Genomic DNA, 23,569 nt, shown 5'->3' with positions numbered 1-23,569 from the left:
AACCATATACAACTTATGAATCCACTTAATGAAATAATCGAGAAATAGGAGAAACATTTGCCGTTATTTCGTTTTTTTAAAAAAGAGACCGTGAATAATACTTGCAAAAAACTGCATTGGAATCCGTTGATGGACTATTTTTGCATCCTCTTGTCAGTGAAACGAAAAAGATGATATACCTGCTGATGTTAAGATGGAATACTTGAGTTTACGCGTCCTAAGGTGGCTGAGTTTCTTGTTAGAGGCATGAAGATAAATGAAGGCGAGTATGCTAATGTAAAAGCGTATAAGGAGATTTTTTTTAAGGTGGCCGCTTTTTGGATAGGATCCGAAATAATGCAATGAAAGTGAAAAGCATAACATAACATAACATTCAAGAATTCCATTTAACATCATTTTTAGTTTGGATTGTCATTATTTGGCAATTAGGTTATTCTTTATTAAACTGAGGGAGTTCATGAACAGTTATTGAAGATTCGTAGATATTAAGTGAATATAACGAATTGGAGGAGGATTAATGAAAGCAATCGTGTACACCAAGTACGGTCCCCCCGACGTTCTTCAACTGAAAGAGGTAGAAAAACCTACTCCTAAGGAAAATGAAATACTGGTAAAAGTAAAAGCGACAACCGTAACAATGGGGGATATTCGGTCACGGAGCTTTACAGTTCCCCTCTCTGTTTGGCTGCCTGCCCGGATAATAATGGGTTTTAGTGGTCCAAAAAAATCCATATTGGGCTTGGAGTTATCTGGGGAAGTTGAGTCAGTAGGTAAAGAAGTCAAGCTGTTTAAGGAAGGTGACCAGGTTTTTGCAGCTTCCCAAATGGGTTATGGTGCATATGCAGAGTATAAGTGTCTGCATGAAGACGGGCCAGTATCCATTAAACCCAATAATTTATCTTTTGAGGAAGCCGCAGCCATTCCAATTGGGGCACGTACAGCATTGTTTTATCTTAGAAAGGCTAACATTCAGAGCGGTCAAAAGGTTCTTGTCTATGGTGCTTCAGGAAGTGTAGGAAGTTATGCAGTACAGATTGCCAAGTATTACGGAGCAAAAGTTACAGGGGTTTGCAGTACCGCGAATTTAGAATTGGTAAAATCTCTTGGAGCCGATGAGGTTATAGATTACACTTCAGAGGATTTTTCCAGAGATGGTGAGACCTATGATGTTATCTTTGAAGCGGTTAACAAGAGTCCGTTTTCAGCTTGTATGAAATCGCTGAAGAAGGACGGAACCTATCTAAATGTCACCGTACCGGTACCCGGTGTTCGAATGTTATGGACTAAATTGACAACCAGCAAGAAGCTGATATTGAGTCAAAATTCACCTGAAACCCCCGAAGCTCTAAACTTCCTCAAAGAACTTGTTGAAGCGGGGAAGTTAAAAGTGGTCATTGACAGATATTATGCGTTTGAAGAAATAGTTCAAGCCCATAGATATGTAGAGAAAGGACACAAGAAGGGAAATGTCATAATAACTATGGAACATAATAGCAAATCCTAATAAATGAAACAAGATAATAATCAAGCTCTTTTAAGCAAATGGGTGCGTTCTTAATTATAAGGTTAGCCGGTTTATACTGGTTGACCTTTTTTAAAAATGGAAATCTGATATGTGTCAGGGTAGTACATACGGGTGTAATTGAGGTGCGCCTCTGGAACGAAATAGCTCTAGTTTTAGCAAAGGGAGTGGAAAAATGTTTCCTATATTAGAAACTAAACGGTTGGTCTTGAGAGAATTGGTTGAAGGTGATGCATTAGATATATTAAAATGTTTTTCCAATCCAGCGGTATTACGATATTATGGGCAAACTCCATTAACAAATACAGAACAGGTGAAGCAGATCATTAGGAATTTTTCAAAGAATTTCGATGAAAAACATGGAATTAAATGGGGAATTGCATTGAAAGGGAAGGATGGCATTATCGGAACAATTGGATTTCAAGAATGGTCTCATGAACACAAGAGAGCAGAACTGAGCTATGCACTTTTACCAAATTATTGGGGTAACGGTTATGCAACAGAAGCTGTCAGTAAGGTGATTTCTTATGGTTTTAAAGAGCTTGACTTAACGCGTATTGGAGCAATTGTTTTTATTGAAAATAAAGCATCCAATAAGTTGTTGACAAATTTAGGTTTCAAAAAAGAAGGGATATTGAGAAATTATATGTACCAAAATGATGTTTCATTTGATACTAATCTATATTCTTTAATAACGGCAAATCCTCAATAAAATAACAAACTATAATGAAAGTTTCACAGACTAAGGGGGGATTGTTAACTGTTTTATGGGAAACGAACAATGAAAATTCAGATATATATTTAAAAATTCATTGTTTTCCTGTAAGATATCAATATATAAAAAACCCTGTCGACTTGTCGACTTACTTAGAAAACGTGAGGAAAACATAAATTATGGAATTCGAAAAAAGTCTTGAAAAAAGTTGGAGTAATCAACAAAACGCAGGTTTAACTGCATATTTTAAGAAAATGAAGGGCGAAGCTAGAGAAAAAGACAGAATTGATTATATGGATTCCTTTGTTTCAGCTATAGGTGGACTCATTGCCATTATCATTATTAGTTTTATAGCTGTCTATTTAGGATATCCAATGGCATTAGCTCCTCTTGGGGCGAGCTGTGTTATTGTTTTTGGTGCGCATAAAAGTCTCTTGTCACAACCCCGTAATGTTATTGGAGGACATATAATCTCTACAACATCAGCCCTTTTCATTTGGAGCATCTTTGGTAAAAGCCTATTCATTATCGGTCTAGTATTAGCTATTGTATTAATTATAATGACTTTTACAAAAACCGTTCACCCCCCCGCAGCAGCTAGTGCCCTTGTTTCAATCAATTCTCAAGCTGGTTGGGGATTCCTGATTCCGATTGTAATAGGAACCTTATTATTAGTTTTTATATCGATGATTTATAATAATTTATTTCAAACAAGACAGTATCCAAAACACTGGTTATGAAAAACCTATTACATATACTTTTATATGTGACTGTTTTTTAGCTCCCCGCTTATTCAATAAGCGGGGAGTTGTGGCTTTTTCTTACAAATATTAGAAAACCATTCTTACCATCATATTTAAAAAATAGCATTTGATATTGATTTGCTAAAGCTTGATGGGCAGTGGTAAAATCCCAGTAAAAAAGGTGAATGTTCATGTCTGAACCAGTAATAGAAGATTCTTACCAAATCAGTTTGCAAAATATTCGCCATCACTCACAGCATATCCATTTAGGAATTGAAATTCTTTTCGTGATCCGGGGAGAAATTGAGGTTATGGTCAATCAAGATTCCATTCACTTGGCGGAAAATGATCTTCTGCTTATTAATTCTAATGATGTCCATACCGTAAAGGGGCATGAAGACAATGTAGTTCTATTGCTGCAAATTCCCCTTGGTTCCATCGAGCAGCTTTATCCGGATATTCATGTGTGTTATTTCGACTGCCATTCATCCAAAGAGGATAACGGGTTATATCTTCTTTTTGATCAAATCCGTCAACTCATGGCTGAAATATTGATCGCACATTACCAAGAGCAGGATGGAAGTGAACTTGAAATCAACAGCCAGATTTACAAGTTAGTTACACTCCTTATTCGGAATTTCAAAACCACACATCTCGGGCAGAATCGATTTATTGAAATAAAGGATGAAAGAATTAGGGATATTCTTTCTTTTATTGAAAAAAATTATCGCAAACAGATGTCTTTTGAAGAGATTGCCAAACGGCAATATCTATCCCTATATTATTTGTCTCGTTATTTCAAGCAGGCTGTTGGTGTTAGTTTTTCACAATATGTAAAACAAATCCGTTTGAAATCAGCTGTTCATGAGCTGTTATATACCGATCATAATATTATGAAAGTCTCGTTAAATAATGGTTTTCCAAATGTGAAAGCTTTTAACAAGGCTTTTAAGGAAATGTACAATCAAACACCTGCCGAATATCGAGGTCTTCACAAAAAAGAACCATTACAGGAAGTAAATAATTTAAGCGAACAATATACCTTGGTGAATTCGCCGGACTTTTTAATTGAATTGAGCAAGTATATTTCGCAAAAGGACCAAAATGTTACGGTGAAAGAATCGGGAATTTCGGCGGTACATATCAACCTGCCGCAAGAGCCTGTTCTTGTTCGGGATAAAGCCCAGCGTTTACTGGTGATTGGACAGCTGGAATATGCCTTAAATGAAGAGGTCCAAGCAGAATTAAAGCTTATTCAGGAGCAGCTCCATTTTGATTATGCCTATTTCACGAACCTATTTTCCCCCACATTTACGACAATCGACCCGCTTTTGCAAATAGGAGGGCCGTATTATAAGATCGATGCGTTATTTAACGAGTTTCAAAGGCTGGGTTTAATTCCATTCATTAGTGTGGAGATTGAAAAGGAAGTCGTAAGCTGCCCGGATTATATAAAGATGTTAGATGAATTTTTACAGCACGCTGTCAGTTATTTTGACGATGCCTTTGTCGGGAAATGGCAATTTGAATTGGTTTTCTCAGAGTGGGATCAAACAGCAAGGACTTTTTATCAACAACACTTTCAAACTGTGAAAAAGCGGGCTTCCACCGCAAAAGTCGGAGTTCATGTGCCTTTTTCCTTAGAAAAAGGATTATCAGTCCCTGTTAATGAATTTTTAAAGCAAAGTGATCAAATTGACCTGGTTTGCTTTAGCTGCAATCCAAATGAACAAGTTGACTTTACCGATATGGATAACAGTTCCTTTAAGGGAGTAAAAGATTATATAAAGAAATCTTGTATTGAATTAAAAGCAAACCTTTCATCAGCTGGCTTGGCTGGCAAACCAATTTACATGACAAACTGGAATACACTATACGGTAATACAGTAAATTTAAGTGGAACTTTTTTTCGATCAGCTCTCATTTTTAAAGACATGCTTGATGTTATAAAAGAGATTTCCGGTTTGGGTTTTTGGATTGATACCCATTCATTAGAAAAAAGTAATATGGATAATGAAAATATTTCAATGAATGGAATTGCCCTGCTCTATTATTATCAAATAAAGCGTCCTGCGTTTTTTAACATGCAATTAATTGCAAAAATTGGACTAGAGATTTTAGCTGAAGGTGAGGACTTTGTACTGACGAAGGGGAAACAAGGGTACCAATTAGCTATTTATAACAATTCCTATGTTAATCCCACTTATTCTGTCGAAAGTTTCTTTTTGAGCTCCTTAACCAAGGAAAAGAAAATCATGATTTCAGGGCTGCCTTCTGGCACTTATCAAATTCGCAAACACATTCTCGATAGAAATAACGGTGCATTTTACTTTAATTGGCTCAATCTCAATCAGCAGTATATCTATGACCAAGAGGTCATTACGTATCTCAAGCAGCGAGCTTATCCAGATTTGCAAATCTATGAGGAAAACATTGACTCGGAGCTCTTTTTACAATCCACTTTGACGTTAAATGCCATTCATCTCTTTGAAATTAGGCCATTAGGTTAAAACTTAATGGTCTTTTTTTGTTGTCCGGTTAAGCCAAGTATTGAAAAAGGGCAAATGAAGGGGTATGTTTTCGACAATGATTGGAATGTTTTCAATACTTAAAATATTTATAATGAAGACAAGAAAGCGATTACATAAATATTATTTCGGAGGTAGCCTTTTATGTCTGTTTCTCAAGGAACGATTAAGAAGCAAAGCGAAGCAAAACTTTCGGTATCAAAGGAAAAAAATACCCGTGGAGTTTTGTTGACTACAGCTTTAATGGCTGGTTATTCCATGATTTACATGGACAAAAACATGATTTCGACTGCAATTATCCCAATTGCAGAACAATTCCATCTAACAACAAGTCAAACCGGTTTGATAATGAGTTTATTTTTCCTTGGTTATTCGTTAATGCAGATACCTGGGGGATGGCTCGCAGATAAGATTGGATATAAAAAGGTACTAATGCTTTCGCTTTCGCTTATTACAATATTTTCATTTGCATTTGGCCTTGCTGGAAGCTTATTGATGTTTATTTTGATTCGTTTCTTGGCTGGTATTGGCCATGCAGGCTATCCTCCAAGCTGTTCAAAAGGAATCGCCGAAAATTTCCCGAAAAAAAGACGGACTTTTGTTCAATCGCTCATTTTGTCAACGAGTGGAATTGGCGGAATTTTGGCTTTTGTAATTGGGGCACGGCTGATTGACTTGAATTGGCATTATGCCTACTATGCACTGGGGACAATGTTTGCCATCTCGTTACTTTTGGTTGCCTTTATGGTACCTAATAGCGACCCAACTGCCAAAACGAAAACTGAAAAGAAACAAGTTAGCTTTAAATCAGTGATTTCCAATCGAAATGTAATTATTTTATTCGTTGCTATGCTGCTTGCGAATGTAGCCTTTTATGGAAATATGTCATGGCTGCCAACTTTCTTAAAGACAAAATTTTCACTATCCATTAGTACGGTTGGAATAATCCTGGCAGTGAACGCTATTGGAGGAACGCTAGCCTCCATATTTGCAGGTGTATTATTAACAAAATATTTTGCTGGCAAGGAAAAGTTATTGCTAATGTGCTGTTCAGTTATTTCATCCTTGTTGTTTCTTGGTTTAGTATTTTCAAATTCATTGGCCCTTTCCATTGCTTTCTTATATGTGCTTACATTTTTATTAACCACGATCTTTGTGGGGATTTTCTCTTGGCCGCACAAGATTTTACCTGAGAAAGTAATTGGGTCATCCATTGGAGTCGTCAATACGGGTGGAACGCTTGGGGGCTTTATTGCTCCAATGGCATTCGGTGCTTTAATTTCTATGGCCGGTGGATCGTTTTCTATCGTATTTATCACCTTGGCAATAGCCGTTGTAATATGCGGTCTAGTTATACTTACCGTTAAAACAGAAAAATAATAGGAGGGAATATGATGTTAGATCAACTATTGCAAAAACTTGAAGAGAAAAAAGAAAGAATGATTGAAATACGCAGATATCTCCATCAACATCCTGAATTATCTTTTAAAGAAGAAAAGACTGCTCAATACATTGCAGATTTTTATAAAGATAAAAATGTAATAATACGGACAAATGTTGGCGGATATGGAGTGGTTGTGACAATCGAAGGCGGACTCGCAGGTAAAACAGTTGCCCTGCGTGCTGATTTTGATGGTCTGCCAATTACGGAAGAGGCAGATGTACCATTTAAATCGAGTAATCCAGGTGTTATGCATGCATGCGGTCATGATGGACACACTGCCTATTTAATGATTTTGGCCGAAGCATTAATCGAAATAAAAGACCAATTAAGAGGAAACGTTGTTATCTTGCATCAGCCTGCGGAAGAAACGCCTCCTGGTGGAGCAATTGCCATGATTGAAGATGGATGTTTAGAAGGTGTGGATAGTATATTCGGTATTCACCTTATGTCCCCATCGGTGACCGGGGAAGTCTCTTATCGTGCTGGAGAAATGCAGGCCGGACGCTCGTATTTCAAAGTGAAAATCCAAGGAAAAGGCGGACATGGTTCGATGCCGCATACAAGCAATGACAGCATTGTCGCAGCAAGCCACTTTGTTGTAGCAGCCCAGACGATTGTCAGTCGCCGAATCAATCCATTTGATATGGCGACAGTAACGATTGGCTCGTTTGATGGAAAGGGATCATTTAATGTTATTAAGGACAGCGTGGAACTTGAAGGAGATGTTAGAACCATGTCCAGCGAAGTTCGTGCTAAAGTGGAAACGGAATTCAAGCGAATTTTGGCGGGGCTTGCTCAAGAATTTGACATTACCTATGACTTAATATATTCACATGATTACCCTGTTTTAGTGAATGATAAAACCATGACAGAACTGGTTGTAAATGGGATTAAAAAGGCCGAAATTCCTGAAATCAAAGCGTTAGTGGAAACGCCGCCAATGTCTGGGTCAGAGGATTTTGCTTACTATTTGCAAAAGATTCCCGGCAGTATGTTTTATGTTGGAGCAAAGCCGGAGGATGGTCCTGTTTATCCTCACCATCATCCTAAATTTGTCATTAATGAAGACAGCCTTATCATCGCGGCAAAAGCAATGGCAGCTGTTGTTGCAGAATATTTTGGACAGAAGTAAACAAAAGAAAAACGGGAACGGTTCTTATGCTTGCGGCGTGGGGACCTTCTTCTTGTACAGGAGTGATCACATGTCTTTTACTAATTTAAAAGAGTTAATTGAACGAGCAGAGCAGGAGAAAACATCGATTTCGGAATTGATGATAAAAACAGAGGTACACCAGAAAGGTTATCCCAGGGAGACGATTATCGAAAAAATGTCGGAACAATTTACTGTTATGGAGGAGGCTGTCCGCAGAGGTACAATGAGTCCAGTCATGTCTCGTACTGGTTTAACGGGAGGGGATGGAAACCGTCTTTATCAGTATGCCCAAAACGGGAATTCCTTTGTCAATCCAAGGACATTGAATGCTGCAGCAAATGCGCTCGCGGTATCAGAAGTAAATGCTGCAATGGGGCGGATTGTGGCGACCCCAACAGCTGGGTCAGCGGGAATCTTGCCAGCTGTCCTCGTTCATGCACTTGACAGCGGGAAATTCACCCGAGAGCAGATTGTACAGTCAATATTCACTGCCTCTGCCCTCGGCTTAGTTGTTGCAAATAAAGCTTCGATATCAGGGGCAGCCGGCGGGTGCCAAGCTGAAATCGGTTCAGCAACCGCAATGGCAGCCGGCACCCTAGTAGAGCTTGCCGGTGGAACACCAATGCAGGTTGGAAATGCCGTCGGAATTGCTTTGAAAAATTCACTGGGGTTGGTTTGTGACCCAGTTGCTGGGTTGGTGGAAATCCCGTGCATCATCCGCAACGGTTTACATGCAATTACCGCCCAAGCTGCTGCAGATATGGCTTTAGCTGGGATAGCCAGCGTCATTCCACCGGATGAAGTGATTCATGTGATGCATGAAGTCGGACAGCAAATGCCCGAATCGTTGAGAGAAACCGGGATAGGCGGTCTTGCCGGAACTCCGACCGGGCAAAAATTAAAGAAGCAGATTCTAAGCGGAAAAACTAGTGGCTGTGGGCCGGCAAAATACCAAAGCGCGTATGAAATCATCGGTCCCGTAATGGTTGGCCCTTCGAGTTCTCATACAGCCGGGGCTGTCCGAATCGGGAATATTGCCCGCCAGGTATTAAACGAATATCCATTATATGCAACGTTCTCGCTAATGGGCTCTTTCGCCGAAACCTATCAAGGCCATGGAACAGACCTGGCTCTATTAGCCGGTGTTCTTGGGTTATCTACCATGGATGATGGCATTCCAAATGCAAAAAAAATTGCTGAAGAAAAAGGCTTACAATATGAATTCACGAAAAGGGTGCTTGGAAGCTATCATCCGAATACCGTTCTCGTAGAATTGACAGGGGTCACAAGTACTGTTAAGATTTTGGCCAGCTCTTTAGGCGGAGGTAAAGTGGAGGTTCAGGAATTCGATGAGTATCCATTTAAATTTTCAGGGGAACGGCCAACACTTGTGATTCGCCATTCCGACCAAAAAGGGGTTATTGCCGAATTATCGGATATTCTTTATCAAAAAGGGTTCAATATAGCCCGTATGGCCAATGAACGTTCCAAAATAAATGGTGCTGCAATAACGATTTGTGAAATCGACAATACAATTGATGACACTCTCTTATCTTTATTAAAAAGAGAGATTCCGATTATTGACGAAATTGTCTTGGTTCAAACTGAGTAGCTACCAAACTATTATTCATTAAGCTCGCGATCGTATTTTCGCTGATGCAGAAAAAGCATGGTATGCGGTTAAATCCATAATCAAAAGGCTTTTTTGATAGTACATTAACTTCACCTTCTGTAAAAGTTGATGGTGCAAAAGATCTATACTTAGGATTTGCATCTCACTATAAACAAGAAGGAACGCAAACAGCTGAAGTAACTGCTGTCTTTGATAATGGGGAAAAACAACAAGTTCTCGTTTATGACAATAAAGCTGATTCGGATAATAAAAATGGACATGTTTTGAATAAATATGAAGTAAAATCGATTAAGGTTCCTGAAGATGCTTCTTCTATGAAATTACAATGGAGAATGCATAATGCGAAAAATAATTGGTTTTGGTCGATTGACGATATTAGATTGGATGACCAAATGATCGTTTCACCAAATGAATGAGAAGAACAGGTGAACTTTCTTAAAAAATTTGTAGAAGTAAAAAGCGGACTTTCCTTAAGGAGAAAGTTCGCTTTTTCTCTATGTATTACAAACACTGGACTAAATAGTAAACTACTAAAAAGCAGCTACATGGTCTTTTCCGTGTGAGTGATAATGGTTTCTCGCTTAATTAATTTCGTATCTTTGTGAAGAAAATACATCAAAATGAAGGGATAGTTATTATTTATCAAATACTGAAATGCAGCTTTATTTAATTCTTGGATAATTTATAAATAATATCATTATTATAAAAGGTATAATTAAAAAATATTTTAACAAAAAACTTTCTAGCTGAGTCCCTACTGACGCTTGCATCAAGTAGTCTTAGCAGACAGTCGGAGGAAAGGGATCGAGTTTCTGAAATCAATCTGGAACGTTCTTTAAGGTTTAAAATCTGATAGTTGATTTCCACTCCAGGCACTCGCTTTCCGCGGGGGGGCAGCCCTCGTCGCCTTTGTACCTGCGGGGTCTCCCTTGGACTCGCTTTTTCCGCATGAGTTTCGTACCTTCTGTTCCAATCAATTGTTCTGTTTTTTAGTAAAAAACTGTAGGTAAATTGGCTTTTCTTCGAATTTATCTATAGTAGGGAGGTCCCGAATGGTATAAACCTAAACCGTGATTTTAAAAGTAGACTTTGTTATACGCCATGATTTTTTACTCATTTATATGGGATGAAACCTCAATAGATTGAAGAAATTTGCGACACTCCTGCCGAATAACTGGCTAGCCGAGACCCCACAGACGCTTGCTTTGATGCGGCTTGGCAGACAGTCGGCGGAAAGGAGCGGATTTCTGAAATCAAGCTGGAACGTTTTTTAAATAAAAAACTAAAGACAATATAGGGTTCGGAATGCTCTCATCCCGAATCCCTTTTATAATTTTACTGAGGGAATGGCAGAAGTTAATGAAGACTTATGGAAAAATACCTTGGCGGCGAAGAAATCAGCATTACTGAATTGAAAGCTGCTATCCGTACAGCAGAAAACAACTGGAACGTTTTTAAATAAAAAATTGTAGACCGACAATAGATTAGATTTTTTCTAGGTATTTTAGAAAATTTTAAGATTTGTGTGATATGGTTTTTTTAAGTTGTAAGTAAAATTCGTGGGAAACATTTTTCATGCAAGAACAACGAATAAACGGTGAACTATTCTATAAAAGAGTAAACGAGAGATCAATATGGGGTGAAATTATTTGTCAATTAAAATGAGGTTTCTGTTGTCCTACGTTGGCGTAATTCTTATTTCCATCACTTTATTTTTAGCAGCTGGATTTTTACTTACTTTTGCAATAACAGGTGATATAAAATCGATAGAGCATTTATACAAAAAATCTTATCTCCAAAAACCTTTGACTGCAGTAGAAGAAAGTGTGTTTCTCGATTTAAAGCTTTTGGCAAAAAATAATCCAGAGCAGCTTCTGAACGAAGAACAGCTGGAGAAGATTGAACATAGAGATATTAAGATTGTCGTTAGAAAAGGAAATAACATTGAGTATACTTCCCCTACACTTGATAAGCTAGGCTTGGTTCAATCACTTCCGGTGTTCGAAGAAACGAACATCAATACGCGGGACACAATCAAAATGAAAGACACTTTTTTCACATATGTGAAGTTTGATTTTTATTTTTCTGATAAAAGTGAAGGAAGTATTTTTGTATTGAGAAAGGCAAGTTCCTTTGCTGAGCTGACCCGCGAGTCATTTCCCATTTTATTCGCGCTATTGTTATTACTGTTTGTAATGATTATTGGACTTTTAAATTATTTAGTTTCAAGAAGCATCATCAAACCTATCTCAATACTTAAAGAAGGCGCAGAGCGTATAAAATCAGGAGATTTAAACTTTGAAATCAAAGCGACTTCGAATGATGAAATAGGACAATTGAATAGGGCGTTTGAGGAAATGAGAAAAAAGTTAAAAGAGTCCGTAAACCTTCAGCTTCAGTATGAGGAAAATCGCAAAGAACTTCTTTCTAATATTTCTCATGATTTGAAGACACCGATCACTTCGATTATGGGATATGTTGAGGGGATAAAAGACGGAGTAGCAAACACCCCACAGAAAATGGACAAGTATTTATCGACTGTATACCTAAAAGCAAGAGATATGGATTCATTGATAGATGAATTGTTTTTATTTTCCAAGCTGGATTTAAAAAAGGAACCATTCACTTTTGAAACGGTCAGACTAGATAAATATTTAAAAGACTACGTAGATGAACTTCAACTGGATTTACTTCAACAAGGAATCCAGATTGAACTTCAACGGCTTGATAAACCGATATACGTGACAGCGGATAGAGAGAAACTAAAACGCGTATTGGCCAACCTAATCAGCAATTGTGTAAAGTATATGAATAAAGATGAAAAACACATTTCCATTTCTCTGCATGAAGGACTATATGATGTAGTCGTACAAGTAACAGATAATGGCTATGGAATAGAAACTTCTGCTTTGCCTTATATTTTTAACCGCTTTTATCGTGCTGAGCAATCTAGAAATTCTCTGACAGGTGGAAGTGGTTTAGGACTTGCGATTGCAAAAAAAATTATCGGCGAGCATGGAGGAGATATTTGGGCTACTAGCGAGATAGGAAAAGGTACAAGTGTCTTCTTTTCCATAAAGAAAGGTGAGGAAATGTGAAAAAGATATTACTTATTGAAGACGAAGTCAGTATTGCTGAATTGCAAAGGGACTATTTGGAAATTAATGATTTTAGTGTCGATATTCAACATACTGGTGATGCAGGTCTCCAACAGGCCCTTCAAGGAAATTATCATTTAATCATTTTGGACATCATGCTTCCAGGGTTGAATGGATTTGAAATATGCAAACAAATACGTGCTGTCAAAAATATCCCTATATTGCTTGTATCCGCCAAAAAGGAAGATATTGATAAAATTCGGGGGCTTGGTCTAGGGGCAGATGATTATATTACAAAGCCCTTTAGTCCAAGTGAACTAGTTGCAAGAGTGAAAGCGCATTTAGCGCGTTATGAACGTTTATCAGGAAGTCACCCCAAATCTAATTCAATTTATGTTCATGGAATTTCAATAGATAAGTCAGCACGCCGAGTTCACATAAACGGAGAGGTGGTCCCGTTTACTACAAAGGAATTCGATACGTTAGTGTTTTTTGTCATGCATCCGAATCAAGTATTAAGCAAAGAACAGCTTTATGAAAATATTTGGGGATTGGAATCGGCTGCAGATGTTTCGACTGTCACCGTCCATATAAGGAAACTACGTGAAAAAATTGAAAGAGATCCTGCACATCCTAAATTTTTGGAAACCGTTTGGGGAGCAGGGTATCGCTTTAATGTTTAAATAGTATGTTTCATGACCCGTCACGAAGGTGGCGGGATTTTTTTATAAACATTAAGAAATTTTATTAATAAGTTAATCATTTTTTAAGAAATTGTTTAGAGGGAGTTTAAGATTAAGCACTAAAATAATGAAGACGGAATAAGTAAGCAACTAAAAATAAAAGGGAGAAAAATTCCTCATGCTACCTCAAAAAGCTTTTTGGAACAAGCCATTTTGGTACATCAAAATGACGGAAAATCCTTTTGGGGCAGAAGATGTACAAAAGTGAGAAAGGATGGTGTGTTTCATGTGGAGACGGTTAACGATTGTCATCGGATGCCTTATCATCCTTCAAGGCTGTGCCTTAGATAACGAAGTAGAGCTAAATAAACAAGAAAAGGAGACAGGAAAGGGAATGGATGTACAACTGATTCAAACTGTAGAACGAAAAGAAACGGAAAGAATAAGAAGTTTGATTGAGCAGGGTGCAGATATTAATACACAGGACTCGGAAGGGCGAACCGCCACTATGATTGCGACTTATAACAATGATGTAAAGACTGCAAAAATCCTTATTGAAGCGGGTGCAGACGTCAACATTCAGGATGACATGAAAAATAGCCCCTTCTTGTATGCCGGTGCTGAAGGTTATGTAGATATACTTAAACTTGCCATTGAAGCAGGTGCGGACCCGTCTATAACCAACCGTTATGGAGGAACGGCTTTAATCCCTGCTTCGGAACATGGATATGTTGAAGTTATTAAAGAACTGCTTACTAAAACTGATATTGATGTGAATCATGTAAATGATCTCGGTTGGACAGCTTTGCTAGAAGCTATCATTTTGAATAATGGTGATGGAAAACAACAGCAAACAGTGCAATTGCTAGTAGATCATGGGGCAGACGTAAACATTCCTGATAATAATAATGTGACCCCTTTACAACATGCCCGTGAGAAAGGATTTAAAGAGATTGAACAAATTTTACTATCAGCAGGAGCAAAATAACCAGATCGCTGATACTTCTAATTTGTAATGTCGATTGCATTACAAAATTAAAACCACAATATAATGAGGAGACGAAAAAATGAACAAAAAAGCAAAAATTTCATCATCTATACTACTTGGGTTAACATTGGTCATAACAGGATGTAACACAAACGCACAAGAAAATGTTAGTGCACAGAAGCATGAACAAACATCTAAAGAGAGTAAACAAGAAAATAAGTTAACCACAGGACAGGAATTGACTAAAATTCTTAGTAGCACGAATTGGCAAGGAACTAAAGTTTATGATAAGAATAATAATGACTTAACAAAAGAGAATGCAAACTTTATTGGTCTAGCAAAATATGACGATGAAGCATCGAGATATGAATTTTTTGATAAAAATACAAAAAAAAGTCGTGGTGATAAAGGAACTTTCTTTATCACCAACGGGAAGATGCGAGTGTTAATTTCAGAATCAATGGGTTACCAAGCCGTTGTTGAAATAACAGAACTGAATAAGGATATGTTTACTTATAAAAGAATGGGTAAAGATGCTAATGGTAATGACGTAGAAGTGTTTGTTGATCATATTCCTTATACTGAAACAGAACTTTCCTTTACTGATCCAGATAAAACTTTGGAAACTTACACAGGGGAAGTAGATACAGACGTTGATGGAGACAAAATTTTATCTAGCACCACATGGCAAGGAACAGTGGCATTGGATGAAAAGGGAAATGATGTATCAAGATATAACTCGAATTATTTAGGACTGGCAAAATATGATGATAAAACAAATAAGTATGAATTTTTTGATGCTAAAACCGGTGAAAGCCGTGGTGATTACGGCTATTACGATGTTGTTCATGGAAATAAGATAAGAGCCCATGTTTCACAAGGGGAAAATAAGTATGGCGCAGTTCTTGAACTTACAGAGCTTAATGAAAATAAATTCACTTATAAACGAATGGGTAAAGATATAGATGGAAAAGAAATAATGATAACAGTTGAACATATACCTTATGAAGGTGATTTGAAACTAAAATCAACTAAGTAAATAAAAAGGGATTTTGCAAAAATGCAAAATCCCTTTCTTAATATAGTAATAGAATAGTGTTTCAAGATATTACGCGTTAAACTGTTCAACTGTTCAACGGATGTTTCCAGGTCATTAGCGAGCTTTACCATCGAGGAGGTTGAGAAGGAGATGTCCTCCATGGATTTCGCCTGTTGATCGGTTGATTGTGCCACTTGCTTTGAAGCCACTGCAGTTTCCCTTGTTAACCCTGCAAAATCTTCTATTGAAGCATTGATTTCCTGAGAACTTGCTGCCATTTGCTCTGTAATGGCGGATATTTCTTGAATCTGATCACTAACATGCTCAAAAGATTTTATCGTCTGTTTAAAAGTTTGTCTTGTATTCAAGACAAATTTTGTCCCTTCCTCTACCTCTTTAGTTCCAGTTTCCATCATTTTAACTGACTCATTTATGATGGATTTAAAATGAAGTAGAGACTTTTGTATATTGATTGCTGATTCCTTCGTGCCTACTGCCAATTTCCGTACCTCGTTCGAAACCACCGCAAATCCTTTACCCTGTTCACCGGCCCTAGCAGCTTCAATTGCCGCATTTAGTGATAGCAGGTTTGTTTGCTCGGCAATTCCAGTAATTAAATGTACAATATTCACAATCTCATTTGCTTGTTCGTCCAATTTCTTTATTTCTGAACTTGTTTGCAGCATCACATCTTTTACTTGCAGAATTTGATTTGAGAGTTCATTTATATCTTTATTTCCAATGGACATCCTAGTTGAAACATGATTTGTCTGTTCGCTTACCTCTGAAGAAGCTTCGGCAATTCTTTGTATCCCTATGGTCATTTCCTCGATGACCCTCGATGATTCTTCACTTCTATGCAATTGTACTTCCGCAGCTCGTGCAACTTGCTGAATGCCTTTAACGATATATTGTGTGGAAGTGTCCATTTCTTTGATTTTGTGTTCGATATCACTTGATGACTCCAAAATCTGGAATGATGAGCTTTTCATGGAGTTGACGATCATAATCGTATTTGTAATCATTTCTTCAAAGGATTTCACTAAAACCTTGATTTCGTCGTTTCCATTTACTTTGATGTTGCTAATCAGTTTATTGGCTGTTAATAAATTTCCATTTGAGATTTCCTTTGCAGCCAAGCTGACCTTGAGAAGGGGGCTTAATTTTCTAGTCAAGAAACATATTAAGGCACCCACCACGATCGCCATTAAGATTACATTGATTATTATAGTCAGGGGAAGGATGCCACCCAGAACCTTGCTGGCCGTAGCATCGACTTTGCTGGCATTAATATCCACTCCTAGTATTCCAATGACCTCGTCACCTTTCTTTATGGGAACAAAAACGGATAAATAGTCACCATATTCAGGATCATGAACGATGGAAGTGGTAGAAACCTTTCCCTTCATGACGCTTTCTACATCCTGATATGAAGTTGCGGTTGTGGGGGTTAAAATGGGAGATGCTTTTTTATCTCCCTTACTTATTCCATCTATAAGAATATGGACTTTTTCGCTACTTTCGTTAATCCCCAATGTATATACATATAATGCTCCAGTTTTTTGTCTATAATCGTCTAACTGTTCGCGTATCTCCCAATATGCAGAGGTTTCGGATTGATTACTTATAAAATCAGCATAAGATGTTGGATTTATTCCTTGAGAGATGTTGCTTGCTATGTCTAAGCTGCTCATAGCGATTGTTTTCTCAACCGTATCATTTGTACTTTTATACATTAATAGTAAACTTCCAATTAATGTAATGATCATGCCTGTTAATAGAACAAAACCTATTTTCGTACTGAGTCTATTCATCTTTGTTTATTCCTTCCCCATGTTATATATTAACCATGTTTTATATATCGGAAATAATTAAATATATTTAATGAGACCTGTTTAAAACCTTCGGTTGGAGTTTTTATTCCTTTAACCTGTTGTAAGAGAGGTTCATTATGAAATGATCTCAATATAATTAATGGAATGTAGTTTTTCAAAAGTGAAAAAAGTATAAATCTTTAAAAATGTATTTATATCTTTATTTTATTTTGATTAAAAGGGTCATTCCTTTTCTCGGAGAGTAGGGTTGATAATGAAATAAATTATAAACGAGATAATGGAATTGCATTCGAATCATGTCGCCCTCCCCGAGAAAGTAAAGTAATTCCTAAAGACAGATTTTTCAGCAGGAAAAACAAAAATTACCGACTAAAAGCTCAATTAAAAGGAGAGGAATGTATTTTAAGGAAAACCCTATTGTTATGTTTGATTTTCTACCCTATAAATATCTTAGTATAGAAAAAAATCAGCTTTCCCGTTCTAATTCTATAAATCTTGACTGGAAAGGATAAGATTAATAAATGTTGATCTTCTAAAGTGAAAAATAGAGCATTTGTTAAATTGTTATAAAATTCAAAAAATGGTTTGACATTAGTAAAAATGGAAGCTTATAATCAACGTAAGATTTCAAATTCAAAAACCGAGTTTTATATTATAGAACAAATTAACTCTTCATTTTATTAAAATTAATTGTTTAAAAATTCATGAATCAACTGTGAAAACGCAAATAGAAGTGAAGTGTTTTCCTTACTCCGAATTAAACAAAAACGGAGTTTTATAATATAAAACAATTTAACTTTGGCTTATACAAGGGTGAGGAGAAGTTCTTAAAATCAGTCATTAATGATAACGCTTACAAAAAAACTTTTGGGAGGGTTTTTATTGAAAAAAAGAAAGCTTTTTGTATTCTCCACAAGCTTAACTCTTGCAATGGCAGTCCTTTTATCAGGATGTGGTGGAGGTGAGGGAGAAAAGACCAGTGGATCTGGAGTTGAAAAGAAAACAATTAAAGTGGCAAATTATTTTGCTGAAAATCATCCTCAAAACATTGCTTTGAAAGAAAAATTCAAAAAAATAGTAGAAAAGGAGAGTAATGGTGAACTAGAGGTTCGGATTTATGCGAACAGTACATTAGGTGCAGAAAAAGAATTTTATGACGGCGTCAGAAACGGAACGATTGAAATGGGTGTTCCAGGACTAATTATGCAGTCGGACATTCCGAAAATGGGTGTTCCGGAATGGCCTTTCCTATTTAGGGATTACGATCATGTAAAGAAGGTATTGAATGGACCTATCGGAGATGAATTGACAGAAGAGCTTGATCCAAAACATGGAGTGACACCGCTCGCATGGAGTGCAAATGGATTTAGGATGTTTTCGAGTAATCGTCCAATTAAGAGTATGAAAGATTTTGATGGACTTCGACTCAGAATGCCGAACATTCCAAATTACATAAAATTAGGTGAATCATTGGGGGCAAACGTTAGCCCATTACCTATTTCAGAAGTTTTTACCGCACTTGAACAAAAGGTAGTTGATGCTCAAGATAATCCCATTGCCACGCTTAGATCCTCGGGGTGGAATGAAGTTCAAAGTGATGTACTAGAATCCAAGCATATGTTCAGCCCCAATATTTACATTATCAATAGCAAATTCTATAAAGGTCTAACAAAGGAGCAACAAACGATCATTCAAAAAGCAGCAAAAGAGTCGGCAGCATATGAGTTTGATTTGATGGAAAAAAGTTATAAAGATGACAAAGCATATCTTAAGGATAATGGAATCAAATTTACTAAGCCTGACGAAGAATTTTCACAAAAAATGTTAAAAGCATCTCAACCTGTTTATGATGAAGTCTTTGAGGAAAATGACTGGGCGGAGGAGCTTGTCGGAAAAATAAAAGCAGAATGAAGCAGGCGCTTTAGATAGGAAGGGGGAGATGTATAGGTGAATAAAATTTCCAGAACCTTAGAAAATTCGTTGAACATTATTATGGCAGCTGCGTTAGCAATTATGGTTGTTCTTGTGTTTGGTAATGTAGTTCTTCGTTATTTCTTTAATTCAGGGATTACTTGGTCAGAAGAAATGTCAAGGTATCTCTTTATTTGGTTGACGTTCCTCGGCGCCATCGGAGCTTTCAAAAACAAAGAACACTTAGGTGTCGACATGGTAATCAAACGGCTCCCGAATAAGATGAAAAAAGTGGTTCTTGTTATTAGTGATTTGATGATGTTATTCGTTCTTCTCCTGATACTGGATGGTAGCTGGAAAATGACATTGATAAACATTGATAGTACTGCACCAGCTACCGGCATGCCACTGGCATTTGTATATGGGACAGGTATTCTTGTGAGTGTTTCAATGGGCAGCATGATCATTTACAATTTGTATCGGATTTTCTTCAATAAAATTAAAGACGAAGAATTGGTGATGATAAGTGAGTCAGAAGAGCTAATTTCTCTCCATACTGATGAATTTGCTTCAGATATTAGGGTCGGCAAGGAGGAGAAACAGGGATGATAGGTGTATTTGTCGGATCTTTACTGGGAGCCATGGGACTTGGAATACCTATTGCCTTTGCCTTACTTGTGAGTAGCGTGGTTTTAATGTATTTCCTTGGTATTTTTGATAGTCAAATTATCGCACAAAATCTAATCAGTGGCGCGGATAACTTCCCGCTAATGGCCATACCGTTCTTTATGCTGGCAGGAGAGGCGATGAATCGGGGCGGTTTATCACGGCGTATCGTTGAGATGGCAATGAATTTGGTTGGCCATATCAAGGGAGGCCTTGGCTATGTTGCGATCATTGCGAGTGTGTTGTTTGCGAGTTTATCAGGATCTGCCGTTGCCGATACGGCAGCGCTTGGGGCTATACTAATTCCAATGATGGTGAAGTCTGGTTATGATGTGAACCGGTCAAGTGGGTTGATTGCATCTGGTGGTATCATTGCCCCGATCATTCCGCCAAGTATTGGCTTTATCATTTTCGGTGTCGCGAGTGGTGTGTCCATTACAAAGCTGTTTATGGCAGGAATCGTTCCAGGTATTTTACTAGCGGTTGGACTTACGGTTACCTGGGCCATTGTTGCACGAAAAGATAAAGTCGCCGTAAACCCTCGAGCTTCAGCAAAAGAAATACTTACTTCTCTTCGTCAAGGCATTTGGGCTCTATTCCTGCCCGTCATTATCATTGGTGGATTGAAATTCGGTTTATTCACACCGACTGAAGCGGCAGTGGTGGCTGCAGTCTATGCAATATTTGTCGGACTTGTAATCTATCGCGAAATGAAAGTGAAAGATTTGTATGAAGTCTTTGTTCATGCAGGAAAAATGACGAGTGTTGTCATGTTTCTGGTGGCTGCAGCACTCGTGTCATCCTGGCTGATAACTGTAGCCGATTTACCTGGACAGGTAATTGGATTGCTGGAACCATTTATGGATCATCCATTCCTTCTATTAATAATGATAAATTTATTGGTCATCGTAGTTGGAACTGCTATGGATATGACGCCGACGATCCTTATTCTTACACCTGTCTTGATGCCTTTGGTGGTCGCTGCAGGTATTGATCCAGTTTACTTTGGTGTCCTGTTTATCCTGAATAACGCCATCGGTTTACTTACACCACCGGTCGGAACCGTTTTAAATGTCATGTGCGGCATAAGTAAGATCAGTATGGAAGAAATCATGAAGGGGATTTGGCCTTTCTTGCTCGTGGAAGTAATTGTATTGATCTTGTTGATTTTGTTTCCTTCCTTAGTAATGGTTCCTCTAGAATGGTTTACCTCCTAACGGAATTAAACAAGTAATTGGGTCAGTATGCTGATATTCATCTTATTTTATGGGAGGAAAATGAAAATGAATAATTTGTTCAAACGTTTGGCGGTTGGAGTTTTACTGCCTTCAGTACTACTATTAAGTGCTTGCGGAAGCGGACAAAGTGAAAGCGCTACAGCTGACGGTATACAGGAAAGAACAATCAAAGCAGGAATCGGAAATAGTAAAATGCACCCACAAGGGCAGGGGATGGAAAAATTTAAAGAACTGCTTGAAGAAAAAAGCGGTGGGAAAATGAAAGTCAAAAACTTCTTTGATGCCACTCTTGGAGATGATCAGAAAATGACTGAAGCACTTCAAGGCGGTTTACAGGAAGTAACAGTGCCTTCAACTTCTCCACTTGTTGGTATGATTAAGGAATTTGGAATTTATGACTTCCCATTTGTCTTTAATAATGAAGAGGAAGCTTATACAGTACTTGATGGTGCAGTAGGCAAAAAACTATTGGATAAGTTACCGGAACATGATTTAGTAGGTTTGGGATACTGGGAAAACGGCTTCCGAAACATAACCAATAGTAAACATCCTGTTAAAACGGCTGATGATTTCAAAGGTCTTAAACTTCGTACCATGCAAAATGAAGTGCATTTAGATGCATTTTCAAAGTTAGGGGCGAATCCATCGCCGATGGCCTTCTCTGAAGTATTTACTGCGTTGGAAACTGGCACTGTTGATGGGCAGGAGAATCCACTCGCAACAATTCAAACGCAAAAATATAATGAAGTGCAAGACTACTTAAGTCTTACAAATCATGTTTATACACCATTTGTATTCCTTGTAAGTAAAAAGTTCTGGGATGACCTATCAGAACAAGAGCAAAAAATCATGAGTGAGGCCGCACAAGAGGCTGGAAAGTATCAACGGGAAGTTAACCAAAAAGAAAATGAAAAAGCACTTAAGTATCTAAAAGAAGAAGGAATGAAAATCAATGAAGTAGAGCCGGAAGAAATGGAAAAAATGAAGAAAGTCATCCAACCAGTAACGGACGAATATGCTCAGAAATTTGGTCAGGATCTAGTAAAAGAAATGATGAGCGAAGTTGAAAAAGTACGCGGTAAATAATCCAGACTGTTTGGAGGATAGAAAATGGATATTATCTCTGAACTTTTACGTGAAATCCAATTACCGAGAATGGTCAAGGTGAGACAGAAATTTCGTACACCTCAAATCGCTGATGTAGCTGGTGAGGTGAAGAAGGCGATAAAAGAAGCTGGTGTCTTATCAAGAATTAATGAAGATGACAGGGTGGCAATTGCAGTAGGAAGCAGAGGGGTAGCGGACCTTCCTATTTTAGTAAGAGAAACGGTAGCGGCCGTTATGGAGGCTGGTGGCAATCCTTTTATAGTCCCTGCAATGGGAAGTCATGGAGGTGCTACAGCGGAAGGCCAAATCGATGTGTTGCATCAGCTGGGTATTTCAGAAGAAGCGGTTGGAGCGCCAATCATGTCATCGATGGAAGTTATTAAACTGGATGAATTGCCAAATGGGCTCCCTGTCTATATTGATAAGCTTGCATATGAATCGGATAAAATCATAGTCATTAATCGGATAAAACCACATACGGCATTTCGTGGACCGGTTGAAAGCGGACTTATGAAAATGATTACAATCGGTTTAGGCAAGCAAAAGGGAGCCGAAGCTGCACATGCATACAGCTTTAAGTATATGGCGGAACATGTCCCTGAAATGGCGAAAATTTCGTTAGCGAAAGCTCCTATCATATTTGGTCTTGCGACTATTGAAAATGCCTATGATAAACCAGCGAAAATCATCGCAGTCCCAGCAGAGGAACTGGAGGAAGTAGAGCCGGGACTATTGCTTGAAGCAAAATCATTGATGCCAAAAATACATTTCGATTCGATGGATGTACTTATTGTAAATGAACTCGGAAAGGACATTTCGGGTGATGGAATGGATCCGAATATTACGGGTAACTTCGCCACTCCATATGCTACCGGGGGGCCAGACGTTAAACGGACCGTTGTACTTGGACTTACTGAAAAAACTCACGGTAATGCAAACGGCATCGGCATGGCTGATATGACGACGAAGGCCGTCATGAATGAAATCGAATGGGAAAAAGGCTATGCAAATGCACTCACAAGCACAGTGACAGATGTAGTAAAGCTCCCGATGTTTTTAGATACGCAGGAATTGGCTGTTAAAGCTGCTATCAAAACGTGCAATGCCTTCGATTTGAATAAAGCGAGAGTAGTAAGGATAAAAAACACGCTTGATATCGGTGAAATTTGGATTTCTGAAAGTATGATGGAAGAAGCTTTAAAAAACAAAAATATAGAGATCCTGTCAGAACCAGAAGGATTGGCACTAGACTAAAAACCTTCTTTA

Annotated in this window: 18 protein-coding genes and 2 pseudogenes; 19 read left to right on the top strand and 1 reads right to left on the bottom strand. The window is 37.9% G+C overall.

Going from position 1 to position 23,569, the window contains the following annotated elements; all coding sequences use genetic code 11:
* Positions 1-98 precede the first annotated feature (98 nt).
* From NYE63_RS15360 to NYE63_RS15295, 14 genes and pseudogenes are all read left to right on the top strand, one after another.
* Positions 99-199 (top strand): annotated as a pseudogene (locus NYE63_RS15360) (hypothetical protein); the annotation flags it as partial.
* Between the two features lie 318 nt (positions 200-517).
* Positions 518-1,504 (top strand): NAD(P)-dependent alcohol dehydrogenase, encoded by a 987-nt coding sequence (locus tag NYE63_RS15355; RefSeq protein WP_342601753.1) that lies wholly within the window; start codon positions 518-520, stop codon positions 1,502-1,504.
* A gap of 193 nt (positions 1,505-1,697) precedes the next feature.
* Entirely contained in the window at positions 1,698-2,234 is a 537-nt protein-coding gene (locus tag NYE63_RS15350; protein ID WP_342601752.1) for a GNAT family N-acetyltransferase, read from the top strand.
* Between the two features lie 182 nt (positions 2,235-2,416).
* Complete coding sequence (locus tag NYE63_RS15345) at positions 2,417-2,977, top strand: HPP family protein (protein WP_283896393.1); 561 nt, start codon at positions 2,417-2,419, stop codon at positions 2,975-2,977.
* A 194-nt stretch (positions 2,978-3,171) separates the two neighbouring features.
* Positions 3,172-5,490 (top strand): helix-turn-helix domain-containing protein, encoded by a 2,319-nt coding sequence (locus tag NYE63_RS15340; protein ID WP_342601751.1) that lies wholly within the window; start codon positions 3,172-3,174, stop codon positions 5,488-5,490.
* A gap of 162 nt (positions 5,491-5,652) precedes the next feature.
* Positions 5,653-6,888, top strand: a complete 1,236-nt coding sequence (locus NYE63_RS15335; protein WP_342601750.1) for an MFS transporter — start codon at positions 5,653-5,655, stop codon at positions 6,886-6,888.
* 14 nt (positions 6,889-6,902) lie between these two features.
* Positions 6,903-8,084: an amidohydrolase gene (locus NYE63_RS15330; RefSeq protein WP_342601749.1), complete on the top strand. Its 1,182-nt coding sequence runs from the start codon at positions 6,903-6,905 to the stop codon at positions 8,082-8,084.
* Positions 8,085-8,154: 70 nt separating this feature from the next.
* A pseudogene (sdaAA, locus tag NYE63_RS15325) lies at positions 8,155-9,018 on the top strand (L-serine ammonia-lyase, iron-sulfur-dependent, subunit alpha); the annotation flags it as partial.
* Positions 9,016-9,717, top strand: coding sequence for an L-serine ammonia-lyase, iron-sulfur-dependent subunit beta (gene sdaAB / locus NYE63_RS15320; RefSeq protein ID WP_342605778.1), 702 nt, complete (start codon positions 9,016-9,018; stop codon positions 9,715-9,717). The pseudogene sdaAA and the gene sdaAB, both read left to right, overlap by 3 nt.
* A gap of 284 nt (positions 9,718-10,001) precedes the next feature.
* Positions 10,002-10,154 carry a hypothetical protein gene (locus NYE63_RS15315; protein ID WP_342601748.1) on the top strand — a complete coding sequence of 51 codons (153 nt, stop codon included), beginning with the start codon at positions 10,002-10,004 and terminating at the stop codon, positions 10,152-10,154.
* A 1,233-nt stretch (positions 10,155-11,387) separates the two neighbouring features.
* On the top strand, positions 11,388-12,836 hold the full coding sequence (locus NYE63_RS15310) for a HAMP domain-containing sensor histidine kinase (protein ID WP_342601747.1): 1,449 nt from the start codon (positions 11,388-11,390) through the stop codon (positions 12,834-12,836).
* Complete coding sequence (locus NYE63_RS15305) at positions 12,833-13,519, top strand: response regulator transcription factor (protein ID WP_342601746.1); 687 nt, start codon at positions 12,833-12,835, stop codon at positions 13,517-13,519. The genes NYE63_RS15310 and NYE63_RS15305 overlap by 4 nt, the downstream gene beginning before the upstream one ends.
* A 286-nt stretch (positions 13,520-13,805) precedes the next feature.
* Entirely contained in the window at positions 13,806-14,507 is a 702-nt protein-coding gene (locus NYE63_RS15300) for an ankyrin repeat domain-containing protein (protein WP_342601745.1), read from the top strand.
* A gap of 79 nt (positions 14,508-14,586) precedes the next feature.
* On the top strand, positions 14,587-15,546 hold the full coding sequence (locus NYE63_RS15295) for a DUF4822 domain-containing protein (protein WP_342601744.1): 960 nt from the start codon (positions 14,587-14,589) through the stop codon (positions 15,544-15,546).
* Here the strand turns inward: NYE63_RS15295 and NYE63_RS15290 are convergent.
* A complete protein-coding gene (locus tag NYE63_RS15290; protein WP_342601743.1) occupies positions 15,510-17,360 on the bottom strand; it encodes a HAMP domain-containing methyl-accepting chemotaxis protein in 1,851 nt (616 codons plus the stop codon). The two genes, NYE63_RS15295 and NYE63_RS15290, sit on opposite strands and share 37 nt — an antisense overlap.
* Positions 17,361-18,263: 903 nt before the next feature.
* On the opposite strand from NYE63_RS15290, the gene NYE63_RS15285 reads away from it, so the two are divergent.
* From NYE63_RS15285 to NYE63_RS15265, 5 genes are all read left to right on the top strand, one after another.
* The gene (locus NYE63_RS15285) at positions 18,264-19,292 is read left to right on the top strand and encodes a TRAP transporter substrate-binding protein (protein ID WP_342601742.1); all 1,029 of its coding nucleotides are present in this window, start codon (positions 18,264-18,266) and stop codon (positions 19,290-19,292) included.
* 36 nt (positions 19,293-19,328) lie between these two features.
* Positions 19,329-19,901: a TRAP transporter small permease gene (locus NYE63_RS15280; protein ID WP_342601741.1), complete on the top strand. Its 573-nt coding sequence runs from the start codon at positions 19,329-19,331 to the stop codon at positions 19,899-19,901.
* A complete protein-coding gene (locus NYE63_RS15275) occupies positions 19,898-21,175 on the top strand; it encodes a TRAP transporter large permease subunit (protein WP_342601740.1) in 1,278 nt (425 codons plus the stop codon). The genes NYE63_RS15280 and NYE63_RS15275 overlap by 4 nt, the downstream gene beginning before the upstream one ends.
* A 66-nt stretch (positions 21,176-21,241) precedes the next feature.
* The gene (locus NYE63_RS15270; RefSeq protein ID WP_342601739.1) at positions 21,242-22,282 is read left to right on the top strand and encodes a TRAP transporter substrate-binding protein; all 1,041 of its coding nucleotides are present in this window, start codon (positions 21,242-21,244) and stop codon (positions 22,280-22,282) included.
* Positions 22,283-22,306: 24 nt separating this feature from the next.
* The gene (locus NYE63_RS15265; RefSeq protein WP_342601738.1) at positions 22,307-23,557 is read left to right on the top strand and encodes a lactate racemase domain-containing protein; all 1,251 of its coding nucleotides are present in this window, start codon (positions 22,307-22,309) and stop codon (positions 23,555-23,557) included.
* Positions 23,558-23,569 lie beyond the last annotated feature (12 nt).

Source organism: Peribacillus sp. FSL E2-0159, assembly GCF_038643155.1.
Taxonomy (GTDB): domain Bacteria; phylum Bacillota; class Bacilli; order Bacillales; family DSM-1321; genus Peribacillus; species Peribacillus simplex.
This window is presented reverse-complemented; position numbering and strand designations above follow the sequence as displayed.

Bases quoted from the DNA above. Each gene is read 5' to 3' on its own strand.
- NYE63_RS15350 (WP_342601752.1), top strand. From the start codon at position 1,698: ATGTTTCCTATATTAGAAACTAAACGGTTGGTCTTGAGAGAATTGGTT.
- NYE63_RS15335 (WP_342601750.1), top strand. From the start codon at position 5,653: ATGTCTGTTTCTCAAGGAACGATTAAGAAGCAAAGCGAAGCAAAACTT.
- NYE63_RS15355 (WP_342601753.1), top strand. From the start codon at position 518: ATGAAAGCAATCGTGTACACCAAGTACGGTCCCCCCGACGTTCTTCAA.
- NYE63_RS15290 (WP_342601743.1), bottom strand. From the start codon at position 17,360: ATGAATAGACTCAGTACGAAAATAGGTTTTGTTCTATTAACAGGCATG.
- NYE63_RS15340 (WP_342601751.1), top strand. From the start codon at position 3,172: ATGTCTGAACCAGTAATAGAAGATTCTTACCAAATCAGTTTGCAAAAT.
- NYE63_RS15345 (WP_283896393.1), top strand. From the start codon at position 2,417: ATGGAATTCGAAAAAAGTCTTGAAAAAAGTTGGAGTAATCAACAAAAC.
- NYE63_RS15330 (WP_342601749.1), top strand. From the start codon at position 6,903: ATGTTAGATCAACTATTGCAAAAACTTGAAGAGAAAAAAGAAAGAATG.
- NYE63_RS15300 (WP_342601745.1), top strand. From the start codon at position 13,806: ATGTGGAGACGGTTAACGATTGTCATCGGATGCCTTATCATCCTTCAA.
- NYE63_RS15265 (WP_342601738.1), top strand. From the start codon at position 22,307: ATGGATATTATCTCTGAACTTTTACGTGAAATCCAATTACCGAGAATG.
- NYE63_RS15275 (WP_342601740.1), top strand. From the start codon at position 19,898: ATGATAGGTGTATTTGTCGGATCTTTACTGGGAGCCATGGGACTTGGA.
- NYE63_RS15270 (WP_342601739.1), top strand. From the start codon at position 21,242: ATGAATAATTTGTTCAAACGTTTGGCGGTTGGAGTTTTACTGCCTTCA.
- NYE63_RS15295 (WP_342601744.1), top strand. From the start codon at position 14,587: ATGAACAAAAAAGCAAAAATTTCATCATCTATACTACTTGGGTTAACA.